Origin of the sequence: Meiothermus sp. CFH 77666 (genome assembly GCF_017497985.1) — a bacterium.
Taxonomy (GTDB): Bacteria; Deinococcota; Deinococci; order Deinococcales; family Thermaceae; genus Meiothermus.
The window spans coordinates 42,130-67,439 of record NZ_JAGDFV010000005.1 but is presented as its reverse complement, the minus strand read 5'-3'; the positions used below and the strand labels follow the sequence as shown (position 1 = coordinate 67,439).

Annotated in this window: 19 protein-coding genes and 1 pseudogene; 14 read left to right on the top strand and 6 right to left on the bottom strand. The window is 61.3% G+C overall.

Annotated elements, in window-relative coordinates; translation table 11 throughout:
* The first annotated feature begins 5 nt into the window (after positions 1-5).
* The 13 genes from J3L12_RS04170 to truA all read left to right on the top strand — a co-directional run bounded on the left by J3L12_RS04170 (position 6) and on the right by truA (position 15,686).
* Positions 6-200: a hypothetical protein gene (locus tag J3L12_RS04170; RefSeq protein WP_208013788.1), complete on the top strand. Its 195-nt coding sequence runs from the start codon at positions 6-8 to the stop codon at positions 198-200.
* Positions 197-994 (top strand): c-type cytochrome, encoded by a 798-nt coding sequence (locus tag J3L12_RS04165; RefSeq protein WP_208013787.1) that lies wholly within the window; start codon positions 197-199, stop codon positions 992-994. Before J3L12_RS04170 ends, J3L12_RS04165 begins: the two co-directional genes overlap by 4 nt.
* Positions 991-4,581, top strand: coding sequence for a nitrate reductase subunit alpha (locus tag J3L12_RS04160; RefSeq protein ID WP_208013786.1), 3,591 nt, complete (start codon positions 991-993; stop codon positions 4,579-4,581). The genes J3L12_RS04165 and J3L12_RS04160 overlap by 4 nt, the downstream gene beginning before the upstream one ends.
* Before the next feature lie 94 nt (positions 4,582-4,675).
* Positions 4,676-6,184: a nitrate reductase subunit beta gene (narH, locus tag J3L12_RS04155; protein ID WP_208013785.1), complete on the top strand. Its 1,509-nt coding sequence runs from the start codon at positions 4,676-4,678 to the stop codon at positions 6,182-6,184.
* A gap of 2 nt (positions 6,185-6,186) precedes the next feature.
* Positions 6,187-6,777: a nitrate reductase gene (locus tag J3L12_RS04150; RefSeq protein ID WP_347708830.1), complete on the top strand. Its 591-nt coding sequence runs from the start codon at positions 6,187-6,189 to the stop codon at positions 6,775-6,777.
* Positions 6,774-7,550 carry a respiratory nitrate reductase subunit gamma gene (narI, locus tag J3L12_RS04145; protein WP_208013784.1) on the top strand — a complete coding sequence of 259 codons (777 nt, stop codon included), beginning with the start codon at positions 6,774-6,776 and terminating at the stop codon, positions 7,548-7,550. The genes J3L12_RS04150 and narI overlap by 4 nt, the downstream gene beginning before the upstream one ends.
* Positions 7,537-8,883 (top strand): MFS transporter, encoded by a 1,347-nt coding sequence (locus J3L12_RS04140; RefSeq protein WP_208013783.1) that lies wholly within the window; start codon positions 7,537-7,539, stop codon positions 8,881-8,883. The genes narI and J3L12_RS04140 overlap by 14 nt, the downstream gene beginning before the upstream one ends.
* A gap of 8 nt (positions 8,884-8,891) precedes the next feature.
* On the top strand, positions 8,892-9,407 hold the full coding sequence (locus tag J3L12_RS04135; RefSeq protein ID WP_208013782.1) for a carbonic anhydrase: 516 nt from the start codon (positions 8,892-8,894) through the stop codon (positions 9,405-9,407).
* The gene (locus tag J3L12_RS04130) at positions 9,404-10,747 is read left to right on the top strand and encodes a nitrate/nitrite transporter (RefSeq protein WP_208013781.1); all 1,344 of its coding nucleotides are present in this window, start codon (positions 9,404-9,406) and stop codon (positions 10,745-10,747) included. The genes J3L12_RS04135 and J3L12_RS04130 overlap by 4 nt, the downstream gene beginning before the upstream one ends.
* A gap of 52 nt (positions 10,748-10,799) precedes the next feature.
* Positions 10,800-11,834: an alpha/beta fold hydrolase gene (locus J3L12_RS04125; RefSeq protein ID WP_208013780.1), complete on the top strand. Its 1,035-nt coding sequence runs from the start codon at positions 10,800-10,802 to the stop codon at positions 11,832-11,834.
* A gap of 274 nt (positions 11,835-12,108) precedes the next feature.
* Positions 12,109-13,677 (top strand): iron ABC transporter permease, encoded by a 1,569-nt coding sequence (locus J3L12_RS04120; protein ID WP_208013779.1) that lies wholly within the window; start codon positions 12,109-12,111, stop codon positions 13,675-13,677.
* The gene (locus J3L12_RS04115; protein ID WP_208013778.1) at positions 13,674-14,762 is read left to right on the top strand and encodes an ABC transporter ATP-binding protein; all 1,089 of its coding nucleotides are present in this window, start codon (positions 13,674-13,676) and stop codon (positions 14,760-14,762) included. The genes J3L12_RS04120 and J3L12_RS04115 overlap by 4 nt, the downstream gene beginning before the upstream one ends.
* Before the next feature lie 165 nt (positions 14,763-14,927).
* On the top strand, positions 14,928-15,686 hold the full coding sequence (gene truA, locus J3L12_RS04110) for a tRNA pseudouridine(38-40) synthase TruA (protein WP_208013861.1): 759 nt from the start codon (positions 14,928-14,930) through the stop codon (positions 15,684-15,686).
* Here truA and J3L12_RS04105 read toward each other — a convergent pair.
* From J3L12_RS04105 to J3L12_RS04080, 6 genes and pseudogenes are all read right to left on the bottom strand, one after another.
* On the bottom strand, positions 15,674-16,657 hold the full coding sequence (locus J3L12_RS04105) for a hypothetical protein (RefSeq protein ID WP_208013777.1): 984 nt from the start codon (positions 16,655-16,657) through the stop codon (positions 15,674-15,676). The two genes, truA and J3L12_RS04105, sit on opposite strands and share 13 nt — an antisense overlap.
* A 145-nt stretch (positions 16,658-16,802) precedes the next feature.
* Positions 16,803-18,020: an ABC transporter permease gene (locus J3L12_RS04100; RefSeq protein WP_208013776.1), complete on the bottom strand. Its 1,218-nt coding sequence runs from the start codon at positions 18,018-18,020 to the stop codon at positions 16,803-16,805.
* Positions 18,021-18,028: 8 nt separating this feature from the next.
* Positions 18,029-19,039 carry an ABC transporter permease gene (locus tag J3L12_RS04095; protein WP_208013775.1) on the bottom strand — a complete coding sequence of 337 codons (1,011 nt, stop codon included), beginning with the start codon at positions 19,037-19,039 and terminating at the stop codon, positions 18,029-18,031.
* A gap of 240 nt (positions 19,040-19,279) precedes the next feature.
* Positions 19,280-21,127: a peptide ABC transporter substrate-binding protein gene (locus J3L12_RS04090; protein WP_208013774.1), complete on the bottom strand. Its 1,848-nt coding sequence runs from the start codon at positions 21,125-21,127 to the stop codon at positions 19,280-19,282.
* A gap of 180 nt (positions 21,128-21,307) precedes the next feature.
* A pseudogene (locus J3L12_RS04085) lies at positions 21,308-23,172 on the bottom strand (peptide ABC transporter substrate-binding protein).
* Between the two features lie 328 nt (positions 23,173-23,500).
* Positions 23,501-23,890 carry an iron-sulfur cluster assembly accessory protein gene (locus J3L12_RS04080; RefSeq protein WP_208013773.1) on the bottom strand — a complete coding sequence of 130 codons (390 nt, stop codon included), beginning with the start codon at positions 23,888-23,890 and terminating at the stop codon, positions 23,501-23,503.
* A gap of 221 nt (positions 23,891-24,111) precedes the next feature.
* Between J3L12_RS04080 and J3L12_RS04075 the strand changes: the two genes are divergently transcribed.
* Complete coding sequence (locus J3L12_RS04075; RefSeq protein WP_208013772.1) at positions 24,112-25,251, top strand: Xaa-Pro peptidase family protein; 1,140 nt, start codon at positions 24,112-24,114, stop codon at positions 25,249-25,251.
* Positions 25,252-25,310: the final 59 nt, after the last annotated feature.

Genomic DNA, 25,310 nt, shown 5'->3' with positions numbered 1-25,310 from the left:
GGTGTATGGCACAGGAGCCCACCCCCCGCAACCTACCCCCGCCCAGGTCGCCGGTGTATCTGGTGCTTTTGTGGCCGGATGAGGCCGGCCACTGGGAAGGCCGCATCAAGGATGCCCGGACGGGCCTCGAGCATCCCTTCTTCGAGCTCGAGGAGCTGCTGTCCTGGCTGGAGAACCACAAGCAAAGGAGGCTGGCATGAAACAACTTCTGGTGGTCATGGCCGCCTTGCTCGGTCTGGCGATTGCTGCCGATGGAGGGCAGCTTTACAGCCAAAACTGCGCGGGCTGCCACGGCGCAAGCGGTCAAGGAATTCCTGGGGTTTTCCCCCCTCTGGCTGGCAACCCTCGAGTACAGGACGAGGCCTACGTGGTCAAGGCGATTCGCCAGGGTATCAGCGGGCCGCTCGAGGTGAACGGCCAGGCCTACAACGGGGCGATGCCCGCCATGCCGCAAATTTCCGAAGCAGACGCCCGGGCGATTGCCGCCTATACCAGGGAACTGGGTAGAGCCCCAACGGCCACCCCTGCTTCCCCTGAGCCCGCCACAACCCCCGCCGACCCCGCCCTCGCAGCCAGGGGCAAGGCGCTCTTTTTGGGCCAGACCCGTTTCCAGAACGGCGGCGCACCCTGCATGGCCTGCCACACAGCAGGCAACTTCGGCCCCATGGGCGGGGGCAGCCTGGGGCGCGACCTTACCGACCTGCACACCCGCTTAGGCGCGGCGGGCATTCAAGGCGTACTCAGCAACATCGCCTTCCCGGTGATGCGCGAAAGCTACCAGGGCAAACCCCTCACCCCCGAAGAAATTTCGGCCCTCACTGCATTCTTTGCCCGGACAGCAGGCCAGCCTGCCAACACCAACCAGATGGACATGGCCCGCATGTTGTTTGCCGGGCTTATTGGCTTTGGGGGGCTCTTTGGCGGGATGTACCTGTTCTGGAGCAACCGCCGGGTGGGCTTGGCCGAACGGATACGCAACAGGAGGAGCGCATGAGCGACTGGATTAAGGAAATCGAAGCCCCCACCGAACGCAAGTGGGAAGAGTTTTATCGAAACCGCTTCGCCCACGACAAGCGGGTTCGCACCACCCACGGGGTCAACTGCACCGGCAGTTGTAGCTGGGAGGTCTTTGTCAAGGACGGCATCGTGACCTGGGAGCTCCAGGCCACCGACTACCCCGCCATTGACCCCAACCTGCCCGACATCACCCCCCGGGGCTGCCAGCGTGGGGTGAGCTATTCGTGGTATCTGTACAGCCCCATCCGGGTCAAGTACCCCTACGTGCGTGGGGCCCTGCTCGACCTGTGGCGCGAAGCAAAGGAGAAACACCCCGACCCGGTAGAGGCCTGGAAAAGCCTGGTGAACGACCCCGAGAAGCGCAGGCGCTGGCAACGGGCGCGGGGCAAGGGCGGCTACCGGCGGTTTAGCTGGGACGAAGCGCTGGAAATCATTGCGGCTTCGCTGGTACACACCATACAGCAGCACGGCCCCGACCGCATCATCGGCTTCAGCCCGATTCCCGCCATGTCGCAAATTTCGTATGCGGCGGGCTCGAGGTTCCTCTCACTCCTGGGCGGGGTGCCGATGAGCTTTTACGACTGGTACTGCGACCTGCCCAACGCTTCTCCCGAAATCTGGGGGGAGCAGACCGACGTGCACGAGGCCGCCGACTGGTACAACGCCCGCTTTATTGCAGTGGTGGGCTCCAACCTGAACATGACCCGCACCCCCGATACCCACTACATCGCCGAGGGGCGCTACGCCGGGGCCAAGTTCACGGTTTTTGCCCCGGACTTCAACCAGGTGGCCAAGTACGCCGACTGGTGGCTGCCGATTAATCCAGGCCAGGATGGGGCCTTCTGGATGGCGGTGAACCACGTCATCCTGAAAGAGTTTTACGTGCTGAAGCAGGTTCCGTACTTTGTGGACTACCTCAAGCGCTACACCGACAGCCCCATGCTGGTCGAGGTGAAGGAGGGCCGGCCGGGGCGCTATCTGCGGGTCAATCAACTTGCGGATTACTCGACCGAAGAGAACGGCGACTGGAAACTGCTGGTCTGGGACGAGAAGGCCGGGCAGCCCAAGATGCCAGGTGGAACCATCGGATTCCGCTGGCAAACAGAGAAGGGTAAGTGGAACCTCGAGCTTAAGGATGCCAGGACGGGTGAGGAAATTAGCCCACTGCTGAGTTTTAGGGACATTGCCGACACGGTGGAACAGCTCGAGTTCGACGACTTCGGCGCAGACAAAAAGTCCAGACGCGGTGTGCCCGTGAAGCAGATCACCAGCAAGGATGGTCAGCCAATTACGGTCACCACCGTCTTCGACCTGCTACTGGCCCAGTTTGGCGTGGATCGGGGCCTGGGGGGCGACTACCCCCAGACCTACGATGAAGCAGGCCCCTATACCCCGGCCTGGCAGGAGCAGTACACCGGCATCCACCGCGACACCCTGATCCGCTACGCCCGCGAGTGGGCCGAAAACGGTGAGAAGACCCAGGGTAAGAACCTGATTATTATCGGGGCCGGGGCCAACCACTGGTACCACAACAACCTGCTGTACCGCGCGGGCATCGTGGCGCTGATGCTCACCGGCGCGGTGGGGGTGAACGGCGGCGGGCTGGCCCACTATGTGGGGCAGGAGAAGCTTGCCAACCAGGCCAGTTGGGGGCCCATTGCCTTTGCGGGCGACTGGGGCTACCCCTCCCGCCAGCAAAACACCCCCAGCTTCCACTACGTGCACTCCGACCAGTGGCGCTACGAGCGGGGCTACAAGGACTACGACAAGACCGTAGGCCCCAGAACCGACCACACCATAGACCACCAGGCCCGCGCCGTGCGCAAGGGCTGGCTACCCTTCTTCCCGCAGTTCAACAAATCGAGTTTGGAAGTGGTCAAGGAAGCTCAGGCCGCTGGAGCGCAAAGCGACCAAGAGATCATCGGGTATGTGGTCAAGCAGCTCAAGGAGGGGAAGCTCGAGTTTGCCATAGACGACCCTGATGCGCCCAGTAACTGGCCCAGGGTCTGGTTCATCTGGCGGGGCAACGCCATCGGCACCTCGGCCAAGGGCCACGAGTTCTTTCTCAAGCACTACCTGGGTACGCACACCAATGCGGTGGCCGAGGAACAGGCCAATGGGCATGTCTCGGAAGTGCGGTATCGCAAGGAAGCCCCCCAGGGCAAGCTGGACCTGGTGGTGGATCTGAACTTCCGCATGGATACCAGCGCCCTGTACTCCGACATCGTGCTACCCACCGCCTCCTGGTACGAAAAAGAGGACCTCAACACCACCGACCTGCACACCTACATCAACCCCATGCAGGCGGCGGTTCCGCCTTTGTGGGAATCGAAAAGCGACTGGGAGATTTACAAGGCCGTGGCCCGGAAGTTTTCTGAGCTGGCCCAAACGCACCTCTCCAAACCCGTCAAGGACATCGTGATGATTCCGCTCCAGCACGATACCCCCGACGAGCTGGCCCAGCCCGACGACCGCGACTGGAAGAAAGGCCAGGTCGAGCCCATCCCCGGCAAGACCATGCCCAAGTTCCGCATCGTCGAGCGGCAGTATCCGCTGGTGTACGAGAAGATGATCTCGCTGGGCGACGCCATCGAAAAGAACGGCGTGGGGATGCACGGCCTGACCATTCCGGCAGCCGACTTCTACAACGACCTGCGCCAGCGCCAGGGCCGCAGGCTAAACGGGCGCGTGTACCCCAGCCTCGAGGACGCCAAACAGGTCGCCGAGGCCATCCTTTACCTCGACCCGGTCTCCAACGGCGAACTGGCCTACCGCGCTTTCAAAGACGAGGAAAAGAAAACCGGCGTAAAGCTCTCCGACCTGGCCGAGCCGGTGCGCGATACCCGCATCAGCTTCTCCGACCTGGTGGCCCAGCCGCGTCGCCAGCTCACCACCCCCACCTGGAGCGCCATCATCAACCAGGGCCGGGCCTACAGCCCCTATACCCTGAACGTCGAGCGGCTCATCCCCTGGCGCACCCTTTCCGGACGGCAGCACTTCTACCTCGACCACCCGAACTACCTGGCCTGGGGCGAGCACCTGCCCACCTACAAGCCGCGCCCCGACCATTCCATGCTGCTGGAAACCGAAATCTCCAAAGCCCAGGCCCAGGGCAAGCTCTTGAACTACATCACCCCGCACGGCAAGTGGAGCATCCACTCCACCTACTCCGACAACCACCGCATGATGACCCTCTCGAGGGGGGGCTACCCCATCTGGCTCAACGACAAAGACGCTGCCGAGCTGGGCATCCGCGACAACGACTGGGTGGAACTCTTCAACGACAACGGGGTCTTCGTGCAGCGCTGCATCGTTTCGGCCCGCATCCCCAGGGGCACGGTCTTTGTTTACCACGCTACCGAACGCACCCTGAGCATCCCTAAGTCGCCCCTGCGGGGCAAACGGGCCGGTATGAACAACTCCATCACCCGCGCCCGCCTGAAGCCCGTGCTGATGAGCGGCGGCTACGCCCAGTTCACCTACGCCTTCAACTACTGGGGGCCGGTGGGGGTGAACCGCGACACCTTCGTGTATGTGCGGCGGATTGAGGAGCCGAAATGGTGAGGATGTCTCAAGTCTCATGTCGCAGGTCTCAGATCAAAAGCCTTTTTTCATGCGACTTGCGACCTGCGACCTGTGACACCTCCGAAGGAGAACTATGAATGTCCGTGCTCACATCTCCATGACCTTCCACCTCGACAAGTGCATCGGGTGCCACACCTGTTCGGTGGCCTGCAAAAACCTCTGGACCGACCGCAAGGGCACCGAGTACATGTGGTGGAACAACGTCGAGACCCGGCCTGGCACCGGCTACCCTACCGGCTGGGAAGACCAGGAGCGGTTCAAGGGGGGCTGGGAGAAGAAAAACGGCCAGTTGGAGCTCCGGCTTCATTCCCGCGCCCGCGGCCTGACCAACCTGTTTTATAACCCCGCCCTGCCTGAACTCGACGACTACTACGAGCCCTTCACCTTCGACTACCAGCACCTCTTCAGCGCCCCCGAGGACGACGACCAGCCGGTAGCCCGCCCGGTCTCGATGATTACCGGCGAACCCCTGAACCTGGAAGCGGGCCCCAACTGGGACGACGACCTGGGCGGAAGCAACCTGTACGCCCAGAACGACCCCAACTGGGCGGGCGTGGCCCCGGAGATTCAGGCCCAGATGGCCGAGATTGAGCGGGTGGCCTTCAACTACCTGCCGCGCATCTGCAACCACTGCCTGAACCCGGCCTGTGTGGCGGCCTGCCCCAGCGGCGCTATCTATAAACGCGCCGAGGATGGGGTGGTACTGGTCAACGAGAACAAGTGCAAGGGCTGGCGCATGTGTGTGGCGGCCTGCCCCTACAAGAAGGTCTACTACAACTGGGCCACCGGCAAGAGCGAGAAGTGCATCCTGTGCTTCCCCCGCCTCGAGACCGGCCAGGCCCCGGCCTGCTTCCACTCCTGCGTGGGCCGCATCCGCTACCTGGGGGCCATCCTCTACGACGCCGACCGGATTGCCACGGCGGCGAACGCCGAGACCCAGGAACTGGTGCAGGCCCAACTGGACGCGATCCTCGACCCCTTCGACCCCCAGGTGATTGCGGCGGCCCGGGCCAACGGCCTGGGCGAGGACTGGATCAAGGCCGCGCAGGCCTCGCCCGTGTACAAGTTTGTGAAGGTGTGGAAGCTGGCCCTGCCGCTACACCCCGAGTATCGCACCATGGCCATGCTCTTCTACATCCCCCCGCTCTCGCCCATCGTGAGCAGCATCGAAGAGGGGCTGGTGCGGCTCGAGCTCCCGCCCGAAAAGGTAGATTTTGAGCTGTTCAACCACCTGGAAAAAGCCCGCCTGCCCCTGGAGTATCTGGCCAACCTGTTCGCAGCGGGCAATGTGGAGGTCATCAAACCCATCCTGCGCAAGCTGCTGGCAGTACGCATCTACAAGCGCCGTCAGAGTGTGGAAGGAAGCATAGACCCGGCCACCCTGAACATCGTAAAGGCGGCAGGCACCACCCCCGAGGAGATCGAGGCCATTTACCAGCTCACCACCAAGCCCACCCTACAGGAGCGCTTTGTGGTGCCGCCCTACCACCGCGAGATGGCCACAGAAGTCTGGAACGACCCCCTGGCCCAAAAGGGGGAGACGGGGGTCGGGTTTATCGAGTTGCCCGTGAGGGGGGATTAACCGTGAAAGGACTGCTGCAAACCCTGGCGCTCGCTTATCAATACCCCACTGCTGGCTCCACAAAAGCGCTCTGGGAGCGGGTCAACGCTTTGCCGAAGGCTCGAGCCAAAGATCTACTCGAGCGCTTCTTAAGAGTCATCTCCGAACTGAGGCTTTCTGAGCGGGAGGAGCTTTATACCCGCACCCTCGAGCTCACCCCCCTCACCGCGCCCTACATCGGCTACGCGGTCTATGGCGAGGACTACCGGCGCGGGCGCCTGATGGCCGAGCTCAACGCGGCGTACCTGGAATTGGGCATAGACACCGCAGGCGAGATACCTGACCACCTGATCCCGGTGCTGCGCTACCTGGCCGTGGCCGACCCCCCCCTACCCGAGCTTTTGCAACTCCTGGGGCCGGCCCTACACCAGATCGTCCACACGCTCAAGACCCTCGAGCCGAAGAACCCTTACTTGATGCTGTTGGAGGCGACGCTCGAGGCGGTCAAACCCTATACCCAGCAGGCTGCAATGCCCGAGCAATCCTCTCAGCTTCCCATCGTGATGGGCTCCTTGGTGCGCAATCTCCCGTTCTGGAAGGGAGGTAACGAATGAACTGGAATATCCTCTTGTTTCAGGTGTTTCCTTATGTGGCCCTGGCCCTTCTGATCATCGTCAGCTTTCAGCGGATGCGGGGCAAACCCTTTAGCGTTTCTAGCTTGTCCAGCCAGCTCTTAGAGCGCAAGCTGCTCTACTTTGGCTCGGTGCCCTTTCACTGGGGCGTGCTGTTCATCCTATTGGGGCACCTGCTGGCACTCTTGCTGCCCCAGGGGCTCTTGCTGTGGAACGCGGTGCCGATGCGGCTGTTTGTGCTCGAGATTACCGGCCTGGCCCTGGCCCTCTGGACCCTGGGGGGGCTGTTGGTGCTGCTCTACCGCCGCCTTTCCAATCGGCGCATCCTGGCCGTAACCCGGCCCACCGATGTGATCGTGCTGCTGCTCCTCCTGGTCTCGATCCTCACCGGCATCCTGACCGCCGTGATGTACCGCTACGGCTCTTTCTGGTTTCCTTCGGTCTTCACCCCCTACCTCTGGTCCATTTTCACCCTGCGCCCCCGCCCCGAGCTGGTCGCCGATCTCCCCTTCTGGATTCAACTGCACGTCTTCAACTTCTGGGTGCTGCTGGCGGTCTTTCCCTTCACCCGGCTGATCCACATCATCACCGTACCGCTGGGCTACCTGTGGCGGCCCTGGCAGCTCGTAATCTGGGTACGCAAGCCCCGCCGTTTGCAACCGATTCCACCCGTTGCCCAACCGTACCCGACCACCGCTTCAGCCAAACCCCAGGCCGTCTTGCAAGACAAAGGAGGCGCTTATGGTTCAGACTAGCGCCACGCCAAACGCCTCCGAGCGCAAAGCGCGTTTGGAGGTGCTCACCCTTTCCACCTTGGGCTTCACACTGATGTTCGCGGTCTGGCTGATGTTCGGGGTACTGGGCATCCCCATCCGCAAGGAGTTCGGCCTGACCGACGTACAGCTAAGCTGGCTCTCGGCGGTAGCCATCCTGAACGGCTCCATCTGGCGGCTTCTGGCCGGCATCCTGACCGACCGCTATGGGGGCAAGGTGGTCTTCACGGCCATGCTCCTCTTCACCGCCATCCCGGCTTACCTGGTTTCCCAAGCCACCAGCTACCAGGCACTGCTCCTGTACGCCTTTCTGGTAGGCTTTGCGGGCAACGCCTTCAGTGTGGGCATCGCCTGGAACGCCGCCTGGTTCCCCCGCGAGCAGCAGGGCTTTGCGCTGGGCATGTTCGGGGCGGGCAATGTGGGGGCCAGCGTGACCAAGTTCATCGGGCCGGTCATCATTGCCTCGGTGCCGGCAGCAGGCTACCTGGGCGGCCTGGTACCGGGCGGCTGGCGCTTTGTACCGTTCCTGTACGCCGTCTTGCTGGTCTTGATGGCCCTGGCTATGTGGCTCTTCACCCCCCGTATAGACCGCAAGCCGGGGCAGGGGCGGCCCTTCCTGGAGATGCTACGCCCTTTGAGCAATATCCGGGTCTGGCGCTTCAGCCTCTACTACGTGGTGGTCTTCGGGGCCTACGTGGCCCTCTCGGCCTGGCTGCCCAAGTACTACGTGGATGTGTTTGGGCTGCCGCTGTACCAGGCGGCCCTCCTTACCGCCCTCTTCATCTTCCCGGCCAGCCTGCTGCGCCCAGTGGGGGGCTATTTCTCCGACCGCTACGGGGCCCGGCGGGTGATGTACTGGACCTTCGGCTCCATGCTCTTTGCCACCTGGCTTCTGTCCATGCCCGATGGGCACATTGTGCTATACCTGCCGAGCCGCCTCGAGCCCGACGGGATGCGCGAGGTAATGCACTACACCATGACCGTGTGGCCCTTCACGCTGCTGGTCTTCATCGTGGGGGTGGCTATGGGCATCGGCAAGGCCGCCGTGTACAAACACATCCCCGAGTACTTCCCCAAGGATGTGGGCGCGGTGGGCGGCCTGGTGGGCCTGCTGGGGGCCCTGGGCGGTTTCTTCCTGCCCCCCCTCTTTGCCTACGCCCAGTCCTGGACGGGGCTGCCCCAGATGACCTTTGCAATTCTTTTCCTGCTGACCGCAGTGAGCGCCATCTGGATGCACCTCACGGTGATCGCCATGCTCAACAAAGCCGCACCCCATCTGAGGGGCAAGCTCGAGCATCATCCCGAGGGGCACTGAGGTAGTTCATGTTTCTACCGGAGCCCATCCAAACCCTGCTACAAAGCCACAACCATGGCATACCCTTTGCGCCCTTGGCCAAACCGGTACTGGCCGTGGTCACTTGCATGGATTTTCGCATCCACCTGCGGATGCCAGAGAACTTCGCCTTCGTGCTGCGAACCGGTGGGGCCAACCCCGAGCCGGTGGAGCCCTACCTGGCCTTTTCGGTGGCCCGCATGGGGATTCAGGCCATCGCCCTGATCGGGCATACCGACTGCGCCATGCAGTACCCCGACCCCTATGTGCTGAACCACCTTCCCACCGATGAAGATCACATCCGGCACTACCGCGCCCAGATTGCCGCTCTGGCCATCGGCGAGGTGGAGCTTTTTACCCGGCGACAGGCTCGCAAACTAAGCGTTCGCTTGGGGTTACCGGTCGTGCCCCTTTTATATCGAGTGGAAGACCACCAGTTGCAACACCTGGATGCAACCTTACCGGAATGCCCAAGCCAACTGATGGGCCTCGAGAGGAGTCTATGAACCCTTCCAAACCCTTTCCTTCTACCTGGCTTGCCCGATGGGAGCCCGAAGACCCCCAGTTTTGGGAAATCCAGGGCAAATCTTTGGCCTGGCGCACCCTCTGGATTACCACCTTCAACCTGACCCTGGCCTTCATCACCTGGTTTGTGGTGAGTGCGCTGGTGGTACGCCTGCCCAATGTGGGTTTTCAGCTCAGCACCTCGCAGCTTTTCTGGCTGGCAGCCATGCCCGGTCTGGCCGGGGGCACCCTGCGCATTATCTGGACGTTTTTGCCCCCCATGCTGGGCACGCGACACCTGGTCACCTTTTCAACCTTGCTGCTGCTAGTACCCCTGCTCGGCTGGGCCTGGGCGGTGCAAAACACCGCGACCCCCTTCTGGCTCCTGATGCTTCTGGCCTTCCTGGCCGGCATTGGCGGGGGCAATTTTTCGGGCTTCATGCCCAGCACCAGCTATTTCTTCCCCAAAAGGCTGCAGGGCACCGCCCTGGGCATCCAGGCCGGGGTGGGCAACTTTGGGGTCTCGGTGGTACAGTTCGTGACCCCCTGGATCATCGGCTTTGCCCTGCTGGGCTCGCTACTGGGCGACCCCCAGACCTTCACTCGAGGCGAGGTCAGCAAGCCCATCTGGCTACAAAACGCCACCCTGGTGTACGTGCCCCTGGTGGTATTGGGGGCGCTACTGGCCTGGGTCTGGCTCAAAAGTGTACCGGTGCGGGCCAACTTCCGCGAGCAGTTCGACATCTTCGGCGACAAGCACACCTGGTTCATGACCAGTCTCTACATCATGACCTTCGGCTCCTTCTCGGGGTTTTCGGCCACCTTCCCGCTCCTGATTCGCACCGTGTACGGCAGGTTTGAAGGGGCCCCTGACCCCCTGGCCTTTGCCTTCCTGGGGCCACTGGTGGGTTCTATGATCCGGGTGCTGATGGGCCCCCTGACCGACCGCTACGGCGGGGCCATCTGGACGCAGGTGAGCGGTATTGGGTTGCTCTTCTCAGCTCTTGGGGTAACCTTTTTCCTGCGCCCGACCTCCCTGGAGCAGTTTCCCTGGTTTGTGCTGTTCATGCTGCTGGTCTTTCTCTTTGCCGGCATTGGCAACGCCAGCACCTTCAAGCAGATGCCCATGATCTTTGAGCCACGCAAGGCCGGCGGGGTAATCGGCTGGACGGCGGCCATCGCCGCCTATGGCCCGTTTGTGTTTTCCTCGCTGATTGGCGCAGTGATTGCCAGCACGGGCTCGGCCAGCGGATTCTTCTACGGTGCAGCCGTGTTCTATGCCCTCAACATTGGGCTCAACTGGTATTACTACGCCCGCAAGGGCGCAGAAAAGCCCTGCTGAATTGCACCCCCAGTAGCACACCCTTCTTCGCCGGGCTGGTAGTCTGCTAGACATGCAGGCAGCTGAACCCAGGAACGCGGCGCGAGCCTTTTTGCTGGCAGGTCTGATAGTGCTGTTTGGGCTGGGGAGCTATCTGGCCTGGGATATCAGCCGGCTGCAGTCCGGATTGGTGCGCCCCTCGGGCAAGGCCCGCCAGGCTGCAGAGGCCCGGCTGGCCCAACTGCCCAGCTACCCCCCCATCCAGCGCTATCAGGGCTTTGCGGTGGAGTCCGACGGAATTGAAATCCGGGTATGGGCCGCCGAAGCAAACCGCCCCGAGGCCCTGTTGCTGGTGCATGGTGCAGGGGGCGGGGCCTGGGTCTGGGAGGCTTTGCTGCCCCGCCTGCGCCAGCAGTTCGATGTCTATGCGCTCTCGTGGCGCGGCCACTTCGATTCGGGTGAGGCCCGGGAGGGCAACCTCGAGCTCTATACGCGCGATACAGAAGCAGTCCTGCGAGCCATCCGGCAGCGCAATCCAGGGCTGGAACGGGTTCACCTGGTCGGGCATAGCTGGGGCGGGCCGGTAGCCATTGCCACGGCCCTTGCCAACCCTGAAGCCGTGGCCTCCGTCACCCTGCTGGCTCCGGTCTTGCCGCTGGCCTATACCCCCGCCCAACGGTTTTTTTATCCCAACGTCATCCGGCCCATCGTGCGGCGGGTGCTCGAGGCCGGACGGGCCGGCGATAGCTTCAAGGGCATGTTTCTGGCCCGTTCCCAGATGCAGCGCTACCTCGAGGCCCACGCCGCCAAGCCCTACTCGGTAGAGAAGCCCGGCCTGCTGGCCGACGATGGCTTTCTGCCCGAACGTCAGGCCCTGCTGGTACGCAACAACGTGGAGCTGGTAAAGTTGCAGATTCCCCTGCACCTGGCCCTGGCCCGCTACGATAACGTGATTCCACCGCCCCGGGTGCGGGCCTGGGGGGTGGCCTGGAACAGCCCGGCTGAAGAGTTCGAGAGCGGACACTACCTCATGCTGGACGCAGCCTATCCTGAAGTAGCAGACTGGCTGCTAAAACGCCTGGCCCGCCCTACCCTGGCAGCTCGATAATAGTTCTCGTTATCAATACTCGTAAATCCCGACAAACATACTTGATTTATTTTCTATAGCTTGTTAGTTTTGGGTTGGGGCGCGGAACACAGCTACATTTCGCCTGGCTGCCGTCCAAAAAGCCCCGTTTAGCCTCTCATGGTTCCTGGCCCGGCAGCGCCCTAGGGAAGCTTGTGTTATGCCCTGGCGCAACGTCTCCTGAGATCTTCTCAGTGCCCAAAACGCTTCCTGTAGGGCCTTGGAAAGGGGAAAATCTAACAAAGGGCACTTTGCGATGATTTCTAGCCTGAGCCGACCCGTTCCGAAATCACTTCTGGCCGTGGCCTTCCTGGTGGGTCTGGCGGTGGTTTTGCCGCTTTTATACCTGGTACTGAGGGCCGCCCAGGCCGAACCTCAGCAACTTTTGGAAATTGTCCTGCGGGAACGCAACCTGCGGCTGCTGGCAAACACAGTAGCCCTCCTGCTGGGGGTCATAGTCCTGACCACCCTGCTGGCCCTGCCGCTGGCCTGGATTACGAGCCGGAGTGATTTGCGCGGTAAGCGCCTCTGGACGGTGCTGCTGGTGCTGCCGCTGGCAGTGCCGGGGTACGTGGGGGTCTTTGGTTTTTTTGGCGCTACGGGGGCCAACGGCTGGCTGGAAGACCTGCTGGGCTTTCCCTGGCCCCGGCCTACGGGCTACCTGGGGGCTTTGGGGATCTTGACCCTTTTTACCTATCCGTACCTGTTTTTGAACCTGCGGGCGGCCCTCCTGGGGCTGGACTCGGGCCTCGAGGAGTCGGCGCGGAGCCTGGGCTACCGAAACTTCGAGATCTTCTGGCGGGTGGTACTGCCACAGCTAAGGCCTGCGCTCTATGCAGGCTGGCTGCTGATTGGCCTGCACGTGCTGGGGGACTTTGGGGTGGTCAGCCTGGTGCGCTTTGAGACCTTTAGCTACGCCATTTATCTGCAATACTCGGCCTCCTTCGACCGGGTGTATGCGGCCTGGCTCTCGCTGATGCTCATCCTGCTCACGGGAAGCCTGCTCTGGCTCGAGGCCCGATTACTGAAAAACCTCTCCTTGAGCCGGGTGGGGCTGGGCAGTGCAAGGCGGCAGAACCCCATCCCGCTGGGAAGGTGGCGGCTCCCCTCACTGGCGCTGATGGGGGTGCCTCTCGTGGGAGCGCTGGTGGTACCGCTGACCTCCATTGTGTACTGGACGGTGCAGTTCCCCAACGATTACGTAAACGGGCTGCCGGGCATCCTGGAAGCCCTTCGCAACTCGGTACAGGCCGCTGCCCCGGCAGCCCTGGTAGCGGCCTTGCTGGCCCTGCCGCTGGCCTACCTGGGAGTGCGCTACCCCAGCCGGCTCTCGAGGCTGCTCGAGCGAACCGCCTACATCGGCTACGCCACCCCTCCGCTGGCCTTTGCGCTGGCCCTGATTTTCTTCAGCCTGCGGGGGGTGCCCTTCCTCTACCAGACCCTGACCCTGCTGGTGCTAGCGCTGGCCCTGCATTTTCTGGCCGAGGCCATTGGCCCCATTCGCAGCGCGCTCTACCAGGCCCCGCCGCGCCTCGAGGAGGCCGCCCGCAGCCTGGGCTACAAGCCCTTGCAGGCTTTTCTCCGGGCCACCTTTCCCCTGCTCCGGCGCGGGGTGCTGGCCAGCATGGCCCTGGTGTTCTTGTCGGCAGTAAAGGAACTACCCCTCACCTTCCTGCTGGCTCCGGTAGGTTACTCTACTCTTTCGACACGGATCTGGGGCTACACCTCCGAAGCCATGTTTGCCGAAGCGGCCCCCTTTGCCCTCCTGATCGTGCTCTTTTCGGCTGGCCTGGTGGGCCTCTTACTCACCCAGGAACGACGATGAAAACCCAAAGCACCCAACCCCCCGTCTCGAACCCGGTCGCCCCCCCCATTCTGCGGGTGCAGGGCCTCTGCAAACGCTTCCACCCCGGCTTTCCACCGGTGGTGCAGGAGGTCAGTTTCGAGGTGGGTCAGGGCGAAATTTTTGCCTTGCTGGGGCCCTCTGGCTGTGGCAAAACCACCACCCTGCGCCTGGTTGCCGGCTTCGAGCAGGCCGATAGCGGCCAGATCTGGCTGGACGGGCAAGAAATCAGCCAGCGCCCCCCCGAAGAGCGGGGCATTGGCTTCGTTTTCCAGGACTACGCCCTGTTTCCCCACCTGAGCGTGCTCGAAAACGTGGCCTTTGGCCTGCGCCACCTGCGAGGCAAGGCGCGGCAGGAACGGGTGCTCGAGGTGCTGGGGTTGGTGGGCCTGACGGTGTTCAAAGACCGCAAACCCGGCGAGCTTTCGGGTGGACAGCAACAGCGGGTGGCCCTGGCCCGGGCCATCGCCCCCGGCCCCAAGCTGGTGCTGCTGGACGAGCCTTTCAGCAGCCTGGATGCCGCCCTCCGCCAGTCCACCCGCGACGAGGTGCGCTCGCTTTTGAAGCAGTCGGGGATTGGGGCCATCCTGGTCACGCACGACCAGGAAGAGGCCCTCTCGGTTGCTGACCGGCTGGCCGTCATGCGGGCCGGGCAGCTCGAGCAGACCGGCACGCCGGAGGAGGTCTACCACCACCCGCGTACTCCTTTTGTGGCCCAGTTTTTGGGGCGTACCAACCTGATACCTGGCGAAGCCCGGGGCCTCGAGGCCGACACCCCCCTGGGGCACATTGTGCTCGCGGAGGAAGCCCATGGTGCCGTACTGCTCTCCCTGCGCCCTGAAGGGTTGAGTCTGGCTGCTCCTTTAGGACACCTGGGCCTCTCGGGGAAGCAGCTCGAGGGCACCGTTCTGGCCCGCGAGTTCAAGGGCCACGACATGACCTACCGCATTCAGCTTGGCAACCGCGAACTCATCGTGCAGGAAAGCCCGGAAAGCCCCTTCCGCCCCGGCGACAGGGTGCGGGTGCTGGTGCGGGCCAGGGCGGTGGTGGTGGGGCGGGGAAGGTGAATGAAGGGTCTATGGTTCATGGTCAATGGTCTATAGCCCCAAAAACCAACGGATACACTTCGTGAGCGCTTGCGGGCATGTTGCAGGTGATGGCTTGTCTCCAGACGGCCTGCGGTTAAAATGACACTCGCTTTGGAAGATCGGGCGATATTGGAAAACTCATGTCTGAGGCGCATCTTGCTCACCCTCGAGTACGACGGCACCCATTTTGCGGGGTTGCAGACCCAGGCACAAGGTGAGCGTACGGTTCAGCAGGTGCTCGAGGCCGCCCTGGGCAAAATTCCCGGCGCCAGGCCGAAAATCTGGCCCTGTGGCCGCACCGATGCTGGAGTGCATGCGCTGGCCATGCCGGTGCATTACGACACCCGCGATCGCATCCCTACCGAAAAAATCCCCTACGCGCTGAATAGCCTCCTGCCCCCGGACATCCGGGCCTTGCGGGCCGAGGAGGTCTCCCTGGATTTCCACGCCCGCAAGAGCTGCCACTGGCGGGAGTACCGCTACCGCATCCTTCAGCGCAGAATGCCTCCGGCCCTCGAGCGCCACCGGGTCTGGTGGATACCCCAGTCGCTAAATCTCATTCCCATGCGCCATGCGTTGGAAGCCCTTTTAGGCACCCACGACTTCCGTGCCTTTGCCATCAAGGAAGAGCGAACCACCGTGCGGGAAATCTACCGGGCTCACCTGGAAGTCTGGCCCACCGAAGGCGGGCGGGAGATCTGGCTCGAGTTCGTGGGTTCGGGCTTTCTACGAGGGCAGGTACGCAGCATGGTGGGCACGCTGGTGGAGGTAGGGCTGGGCAAGCGGGACTCGAGCAGCATTGCCCATCTGCTACAGCACGGCACCCGCAAGGATGCCGGGGCTACTGCCCCAGCCCAGGGCCTGTATTTTGTACGCGCCGGCTACCAGCCCTACCGCCACTGATACCGCACATAAAACCGGATGGCCTCCACCGGTGCTCTGGACAGGTCTACCGCCAAACGAAGCTGCTCATTCCAGTTATATGCCATCCCAACCAGCAGCTTGCGGGGCTCCAGCAACCAGGCCCGCAGCCGCTCCTGAGGCAGGAAGGGGCTGTTCTCGCCCAGATAATCCCACTCGGGGTTCCACCACAGGGATACCTCCAGCCGGCTTCGGTCCAGGGCCTCGAGCCAGGCTTCGGTATCGGCCTCACAGGGGCACTGCAGAACCCAACCCAGGGCCTGCCGCAACGGCAGCGGCAGGGAAGCACGGCTCCAAAAACCCCGGTCAGCCTGCCAGAAAACCTCTACATCCCGAACATACGCACCTATTCTGGGGAGGAGGCGCAGGGTGGGCTCCTGTTCCGCCAAACCGTTGGGAACCTGCACGATTTCAATAAAGGTACCAACTCTCAAGATTTCCGCCGAAACCCCTACAAAACCCTGTCCACCAGCCAGTCCCGTGTTGGGCAGATAGGCCGCTTCAAGTCCCAGCCAGGGCACCTCCGCAGGCCGATACCGGCCAAACACCCCCCAGCGCCCATCCCGCCCCATCAAGGTATCGTCCCAGGGACCGCTGTAATCGCGGCGCTTGCCAAAACTCACACCAAACTCCCCCAGGTCGGCCTGGGCAAAGGCCTCCAGAAGGCCAAACTGCACTGCCCCTTCGTACCAGATGCCCAGGTCTGCAAAATACCCAACGCCTTCCCAAAGCGTCTGAACTTGTAAACGAGCGCCCAAAGCCAGTGCAGGCTCCAGGGGCGCAGGCTGGTTGAGGGCTCCATTCCGACTGAGACCAAACTGCACCAGCCCCGAGGGCTGCAAACAAACCACCTTCTCCGCTGGAACCGCGCAGTCCCATGTAACAGCAGATTCGCTCTGGGCAAAAGCAAGCGGTAATAAAGCCAGAAAGCTACCCAATAACACCACACGCATTCCCCTACAATACAGCCCTCCACCCTAAACGCTGGCTGCAATCTGCACACGTGTATGCAAACAGCCCCCTTCTGTGAGGGCCACAAAAAAGCTCAACAAAAATCCTGGGGGAACCAAAGACCCCCAGGACCGAATGCCAATCCCGCTAGAGCCTGCTGCGCGGGTCGAGCGCGTCCCGCAGGCCATCCCCCAGATAGTTGAAGGCCAGCACTGTCAGGAAGATCATGAAACCCGGCGCCAGCGCCAGCCAGGGTGCATCAAAAACGTATACCTGGGCATTGTTGAGCATATTGCCCCAGGTGGCTACCGGCGGCTGAATGCCAAAGCCCAGAAACGATAGAGCGGCTTCGGTAATGATAGCCCCGCCAACCGCTAGGGTGGCGTTCACTATCAGTGGAGCCAAGGCATTGGGCACCAGGTGGCGGAACATGATTCTAGCCTCGCTCGCCCCAAGCGCCTGGGCAGCCGCCGTGAAGTCCTGTTCCCGCAAGCTCAGTACCGCCCCCCGGATTAGCCGCCCTGTGCCGATCCAGCCAAACAGCACGATGATGGTGATGATGATGAATACCGAGGCTCCCTCCTGAAAAACCGAGGCTGCCCATTGTCCGGCAACTCCCTGGGTATCACGAAGCAGGGCGGATAGAACCAAGAGCAGAGGCAACTCGGGTATCGTAAGCATGAAATCCATGAACCGAGAAATCACCACATCAAGATCCAGGCGCCCCTGGCCGAACAGACCCCACGCCCCAACAGCCAGCACAACACCCCAGGTGAGAATCAGGCCAAGAAGGGATGCAAAATTGTTGAATGAGTTGTTACCGGATAGGAGCGCCTCAACATTAGGGCCCGCTAGCCGCCAGGCGAGTTCTGCCACAAAAAATAGCGCTGCATACAAAAGTACCCACGAGAAAACACGCCAAACTGCGAAAGGCCCTGGCTTCCATCCCCCCTGTACCTTTGCGAAGGGCCCAATGTAGAAACGCAAAGGACGTCCAGAGAAGTACCCTGCAATGACGCCCAGGGTAGTTCCAATTAGAGCGGAAGCTAAGGCTGCCACAAATCCAACCAGCAAAGAGATTCGAGCACCGTACATGATACGCGATAACACATCACGACCTAGGTCATCGGTACCCAGCAGGTGTTCACGGGTGGGTCCCAGGTAATACTTGGAAGCCAGGTCATCACCCGTGGGTTGCGCAGTCGGACTATAAGGAGCAATCCATGGAGCCAGTATAGCCATGAGAACTAGCGCAACCACAATCCAGAGAGAAACCATAGCCGCTTTGTGTTTCTTGAAGCGGCGCCAAGCCAAAGCCCAGGTTGACTGGGATTTTTGTTTTGGAGCAGTAGCGATAGCAGCCATAGAACCCCCTAACTATAGCGGATGCGGGGATCTACCACCGCATACATCAGGTCGGCCAGCAGGTTGAACATTGCCGTCAGCACGGCCAAAAAAGCCAGGGCTGCCATGGCGACGTTGTAGTCTTTTTCAATCAGTGAGTCCAGAATAGCCCGACCCATGCCGGGATATGAGAATATCGTTTCGGTGATAACGGCTCCACCAAAGACCCCGGGAATGGCCAGACCAACCAGAGTCACGATGGGAATCAGGGCATTGCGCAGGGCGTGCTTATAGAGCACAATCCGCTCGCCCAACCCCTTAGCACGGGCGGTGCGGACGTAATCCTGGTTCAAGACTTCCAGCAGGCTTGCGCGCATATAACGGGTCCAGGAAGCCATCTGAATGGTTGAGAGGGCGATCACCGGCAGGATTAGCTTGAAGGCCCAGTCCCCAATAAACTGCCAGAAGCCAATTTCGCCGCTAACAACCTGCGACCACTGAAGGTCGGAGATACTCTGCACCGGGAACTTAGGAAACCACGGTATTCGCTCAGGCAACCAAAATGCGAACACATACAGTAGTAAGATGCCCAGGAAGAAAATGGGCATGGAAAACCCTACAAACGACAAAAAGGTGATGGCGTAATCGGCGCGGCTATACTGCCGCACCGCCGAAAATATCCCCACCGGGATGGCCACCAGCAAGGCCAGTGTCAAGGCCGCTCCGGAGAGCACCAGCGTGCGCGGCAGGCGCTGACCAAAAATGATCTGCCCCGCAGGAGAGGCGTAGGTACGGGACTGACCAAAATCGCCCTGCAAAGCCCGCCCAAGCCACTTGAAGTAGCGTACGTAGATGGGCTGGTCGAGGCCGTAGGCCCGGCGCAGTTGTTCCAGCTGTTCGGCGGTGATGCGGGGGTTCTGCTGGCGCAGTTCGTCCAGCGGGTCTCCGGGTTGTAGGGCCAACAAAGTAAAGATCACTACAGAGGCTGCAAACAACAATGGAATCATTTGCAGCAGTCGGCGAATCGTGTAAGCAAACACAGGCCCATATTACCGCCCCTTGACCTTTTTTGTATCTGTGAGCCCCCTCACAACTATCCACCGAATGGTGGATGTTTCTTATCCAAAAGAGAACTCCCCCTCCGGCCTGGAGGGGGCTACGCCAACAGAAGCCCGGTTATCTCGCTCTTAACTGGTGTGGCCGCCCATACAGGCGGCCACTGTTCCGTCCAGGACAAAGGATTCTGAATCCTGGATGGCTCGAGTTTTATGAAGAGCGCTCTACTTGATGGGTTGGCCGTATTTGGCCTGATCGTAGACCTTCTGGGCCCCTCTGGACTGCCAGCCAATCAACCAGGGCTCGATGGTTGGGTAGGCCGAGCTAGCAAACGTGGACGAGACGTAGTTGACCAGCCCTATCCGGAAAATTCGCGCATCGGAAACAAAGTAAAGCGGAATCATCGCCACTTCGTTCGCCCAGATCTCCTGCATGCGGGCAAAGAGCTGCTTGCGACGGTTCACGTCGAATTCCACCACCGCCTGGTTTCTAAGGCGATCGTATTCCTCGTTACACCAGCCGCCAAAGTTCAGGCCGCGGAAGCCGTTTTCACGGGTCGGAACATACACCAGCTTGCCTTCGTCGTCACGGCAAGCCGAACGCACGCCATCGTCGGCCTGACCCATGCTGAAGGCGAAGTGCAGGAAGCCCGTCCAGGTGCCTTCCTGGGCCCTCGAGCGGTACTGAGAACTCAAGAGAACCGCACTGGGCGAGTTGTTTACCCGTACCGCGATGCCCACCTGGCGATAGTTCTCCGCCACAAACTGCTGAATGCGTTCACGCACCTGGTTGCCCGCAGTGGTAGCCCACTCGATCTCGAAGCGCACCGTGCGACCGTCTACGGTACGCTGCAGAATGCCGTCCGGGCCAGGCCGCCACCCCAGCTCGGCCAGCAGCTGGCGGGCCCGCTCGGGGTTATACGGATACTTGGCAACGTTGGGGTTGAACATGGGGTTCTGCGGGGAAACCCAGGTAGGGGCCACCGTGTAGAGCCCGTCAAAGAAGGCTTTGGTAATGCCCTCGCGGTTCATGGCAAAGATCAGGGCTTGCCGCGTCTTGACGTTGTCGAGCTGGAGGTCTTTGACCCGTTGCACATTGGTGAACTGGTTGATCTCCAGGTGCTCGAAGAAGGGAGTGGAGACGGTCCAGATTTCAAAGCGCCCAGGTGCACGGCTGGTAAGCTGCTTGCTGCGGGCCTGGTCGAAAGTGATTGAGACGCTCGAGGCCGCGTCAATTCCCCCACCCAGAATGGCCACCAGGAGCGAGTTGGTGTTTTGAATGATGCGATAAATTACCTTCTGGACGTATTTGTCTTCACCGCCAGGGGGCTTGATCCAGAAGCGCGGGTTGCGCTGCATTTCGATGGTGCTGCCGGGCACCCAGCGGGTCAGGGTAAAGGGCCCCGAGTAGACCATACGCCCGCTGTTCAAGTACTGCGGGTTGGAGAACTGGGCAAAGAAGTTACGGAAAATTTCTGCCTGGCGTGCGGTGTCGTTGGTCTGGGCGGCAGCGGCTTTGGCCTTGTCCCACTCGGCCCGCATGATGTGGTTGGGCGCATAGTAAACCTGGTTGATGTCCAGGTCATAAAAGTAGGCCGGTTCTAAGCTCACCGTAAAGTTGCGGGCGTCGCGCACGCGCAGGGTGGCCCGGTCAAAGAAGTCTACGTTGGTGGAGGGCACGCCCCTGGTCTTGCCCATCTCGAAGTAAAGCGCCACATCCTCGGTGCTGATGGGCCGCCCATCCGACCAGACCGCATCCGGGCGGATGGTGTAGTCGAGCTCGAGGCGACGCACACCGGGCCGCACATTCACAAAGCGCAGGCGGTTGTTCTGAACCGTGGGCACTTCCGTCACCACCACCGGAATCACATCCAGGTCGCGGTTGGTTTGCACAATGGGAGCAAACAAGAAGTTCTCGATTTCGAACTTGATGGACTGGTTCGAGATCGCGTTGACCACGTCCCCGGCCAGCACCCTGGGCTCCTGGGCCGCCCCAATAATCAAGCTGTTGTCCTGTGGGCCGGCCAGGGCCAATCCGCTCAACAACATCAGCGCAAAGAGCTTCTTTTTCATGGCTCCTCCTCGTATAGCCAGTGTTTGGCTGGGCTTGATTTTATTGTCGAACCGGCAATTTGTGTACCCTCTTGACAGTCCCCTTTTTTGCAGGTATCCAGGCCACTATTCGTTGAAAACATGGGCGCTCAAAGGGAAACCAGGGGCGAACCCCTGGTTTCCCCTACCATTTGGGTAAGGCTACTTAATGGCAATACCACCCGCCTGAGCCTGATCGTGGCGCTTGACGGCCCCGCGGCTGGCCCAGCCGATCTCCCAGGAGTTCCAGCCAGGGTAGCCGTTACCGCCCGAGTAGGTCGCGGCCACGTAGTTAACCAGGCCGCTGCGCACAACCAGGAAGTTCGAGCGGAAGCGCAAGGGCAGTGCGGGCAGCTCCTCAGCCCAAATCTCCTGCGCACGGGCAAAGAGCTGCTTACGGCGGGCTTCGTCGAACTCGAGCACCCCCTGGCTGGTCAGACGGTCGAACTCGTCGTTGCGCCAGTTACCGATGTTCTGTCCAGCGTAGTTGTTATCCTTGCTGGGTACCAGTTGAGCGCCGGTGTTGAGGTTCTTGAACTGGAAGAGGTTGCCATCTTCGGCCAGGCTGCTCACCCAGGCGAACATGAAGAACAGCCACTTGCCTTCCTCGCCACGCTGGATGAAGTCGTCGGCAAAGACCACCGCACTGGGGGCGTTGGCCGTCTTGACGGCGATGCCCACCTGACGCCACTGCTCAATAAAGAGCTGTTGCGTGCGTTCGCGGATGGCGTTCCCAGCAGTGGTCACCCAATCAAGCTCAAATCGCACCGTGCGGCCATCCACCGTCCGCTGCAGGATGCCATCGGGGCCTGGACGCCAGCCCACCTGGGCCAGCAACTCGCGGGCTCGAGCCGGGTTGTACTCGTACTTTTTGACGTTGGGGTTGAAGAGAGGGTTGGAGGGCGCCACCCAGGTGTGCGAAACGGGCTCTGCGCCATCGAAGAAAGCCTGCACCCAGGCATCCCGGTTGATGGCGTGCAGAAGAGCCTGGCGGGTGCGCTTGTCATCCAGGGTAAGGTCGCGCACGCGCTGCACGTTGGTGAACTTGTTGATGTCGATGTGCTCCCAGATGGCTCCGGGGATGGCCCAGATGTCGAAGCGGCCAGCGGCGCGGCTGGTAAGCTGCTTGCTGCGGGCCTGGTCAGCCGAGATACCCACAGTCGAGGTGGCGTCAATACCGCCGCCAAGGATGGCTACCAACAGCGAGTTGGTGTTCTGAATAACGCGGTAGACCACTCGCTGAACGTACTTGTCCGCTCCACCCTGTGGCACAATGGCGTTGAAGTTGGGGTTGCGCACCAGCTCGATGGAGCTGTTGGAAACCCAACGCGAAGCGCGGAAAGGCCCACTGTAAACCATGCGGCCCGCATTGATGGCCTGGTTGGAGCTAAATTGCTGGAAGAAGTTGCGGTAGAGCTCGTTCAGGCGCTGGGCGTCGCGGTCGGGGTTGAGAGGAGCTGCCGCAGCCTTGACCTTCTCCCATTCAGCCCGCATGATGTGGGAAGGTGCATACCCCATGGGCGAGCCGTAGGTGTCATAGTAGTAGGCCGGCTCAAAAAGTTCTGCTTGTCGCGCACCCGCAGGTTGACGCGCTCCCAGTAGTCGGGGTTGTTGAGGGCCATGCCTTTAGCCTTGCCGACCTCAAAGTAGAAGGCAAAGTCGTCGGTGTCCAGGGGGTCGCCGTCCGACCAGCGCAGGTTGGGCTTGAGGGTGATGTCAATCTCCAGGCGGCGCTTACCACCTCCAATATCCGTCACGCGCAGACGGCGGTTGGCCAGGGTGGGTACCTCGGTGGCCAGCACCGCCTCGTTCTCGGCCCGCAGGTTCTGAACGATGAGGGGTGAGAACAGGTAGTTCTCAATCTCAACCTTGATGGACTGGTTGGAGATCACGTTAAGGAAGTCGCCCCCGAGCACCCGTGGCTCCTGGGAAGTCCCAATGACCAGGCTGTTGTCAGCCGGGCCAGCCATGGCTGCACCGGCCACCAGGGTTAGACCAAGTGCAACAATCTTGCTAAAGCGATTCATCTAGCCTCCTTTGGGATTCTGCGTCGCAGAATCTTTTATTGCTTGGCATTTGCCGCCCCTATTATAGCCATCTGGCAAAACACGTCAAACTGGGGGCAAACTTAGACCTGTCCCTTTCAGACTCAAAGCGTTTATTCTCCAGGACAGATATACGAACACGCAAACACAATCCATCCACCGATTGGTGGATGGAAAAACCCATCGAGATATTGGTTTATAGCGCGAGTTACATTTGATGTTTTTTGGGCTTGCCAAGGCTCACTGCCGACCAACGCTTAGCTTAGCCCTGCAGCGCGTCCCCGGAAATGCATATGCGGGCAAAAGTCGTCTAGCTGCTGCAGCAACTGCCGCCTTCACCGTTGGGCACCTTGGCGCCATCGGTGCGGAAGGAGTGGCCGCAGCCGCAAGAAGACGTAGCCTGTGGGTTGTTGACGCTAAAACCCCCACCCATCAGATTTTCTACCCAGTCCACCTCTGAGCCCGCCAGCAGGGGCAGGGACATGCGATCTACCACCAGCCGCACCCCGTGCATTTCCACCGTGGTATCCCCCTCGAGCTCCCGCTCGTCCACGGCCATGCCGTACTGATAACCGCTACAGCCGCCCGACTTGATGAAAACGCGAATCGCCGCATTAGGCTTGTTGTACCGATTCAAAATCTCCCTGGCCCGTTCGGCGGCCAAGGGGGTAATGGAAAGCACGGTCTGCTCCTGAACCACAGAAAACCTCCTTCCTAAGAGTAGCACGGAACCCTCACCAAAACGTAAGCAAGTACACGCCAGGTAGCCCAGCGTCCAGGGTTGAGGGTACAGGGCCGCTTGCTTCGCCTGGCAAAAGGCCTGGCGGCGCGGATAAAAACCGAGTCCAGCTTTACTCTCGCCTCAGACTCTATGCCTTCGGCTCCGTGAAACCTGTCCCCGGTTCCCCTTAGTATGGACTCATGGACATCGCTAAAGCCCAACAAGCCCTGCAAGAGGCCCGCATACCCGGTTGGCTGCTCTACAGTTTTCAGGGGAGCAATGTGCTCGCCCTGGAAGCCCTGGGGTTGCAAGGCCGCATGCTCAGCCGCCGCTTTGCGTATCTGATCCCCGCGCAGGGTGAACCCGTTTTGATCGTTCATGCCATCGAGAAGAGTAGCTTTCCCAACCTGCCGGGGCAGTGGGTGGTGTTCTCGAGCTGGGAACAATTCGCCCATGCCCTGCAGACCCACGTCGCCCCACTGGGGCGTATCGCCATGGAATATCACCCCGGCGGGGGCATTCCCTACCTTTCCCGCATCGATGCCGGAACCCTGGAACTGCTGCGCGGGATGGGCCTCGAGGTGATCTCTTCGGCAGAAATCCTGCTGCAGTTCCAGACCTGGGCGCCCGCCGACCTGGCCGCTCACAAGCGGGCTGCTCAGGGCATTCGCGCAGCGCTGGAACATGCCCTGGGCTTTGTGCGGGCCCGGCTCGACCAGCCGCCTTCTGAACGGGAGGTGCAGGCCGAGATTAGCAAGGTCTTCGAAGCTAGGGGCCTGGTCTTTGATCACCCTCCTATGGTGGCCTACGGCCCCAATGCGGCCAACCCCCACCACACCGTGGGGGAAAGCCGATTGGAGCGGGGGCAGGTCATGCTGATTGACCTGTGGTGCAAGGAGCCGGAGGGCCCCTACGCCGATGTGACCTGGATGGCCGGGTGGGAGGTCTCGGATCGGGTTCAGGAAGCCTGGATGGTGGTGCAGGAGGCGAGGGACACGGCCCTCGAGGTTTGTCGTCAGTCGTTGGCCCAGGGCCGTAGACCCAGGGGCTACGAACTCGACCGCGCCGCCCGCCAGGTCATCGAAAAGGCTGGTATGGGAGCCCACATTCTGCACCGCACCGGCCACCACCTGGGCTATAGCGCCACCCACGGCAACGGAACCCATCTGGACGACCTCGAGACCCACGACACCCGCCCCCTGATTCCCGGCCTGGGCTTCACCATCGAGCCAGGGGTCTACCCCGGCCCTTTTGGCATTCGCAGCGAGATTAATGTGTTCCTGCACGAGTCTGGCCCGGAGGTCACCACTGGCCTGCAAACCGAAATAGAGCGGCTGTAACAACTTTAGTCATATACCCAACTTTCCACGACACCCAAGCTGAGAGCGGGCAGCAGGAG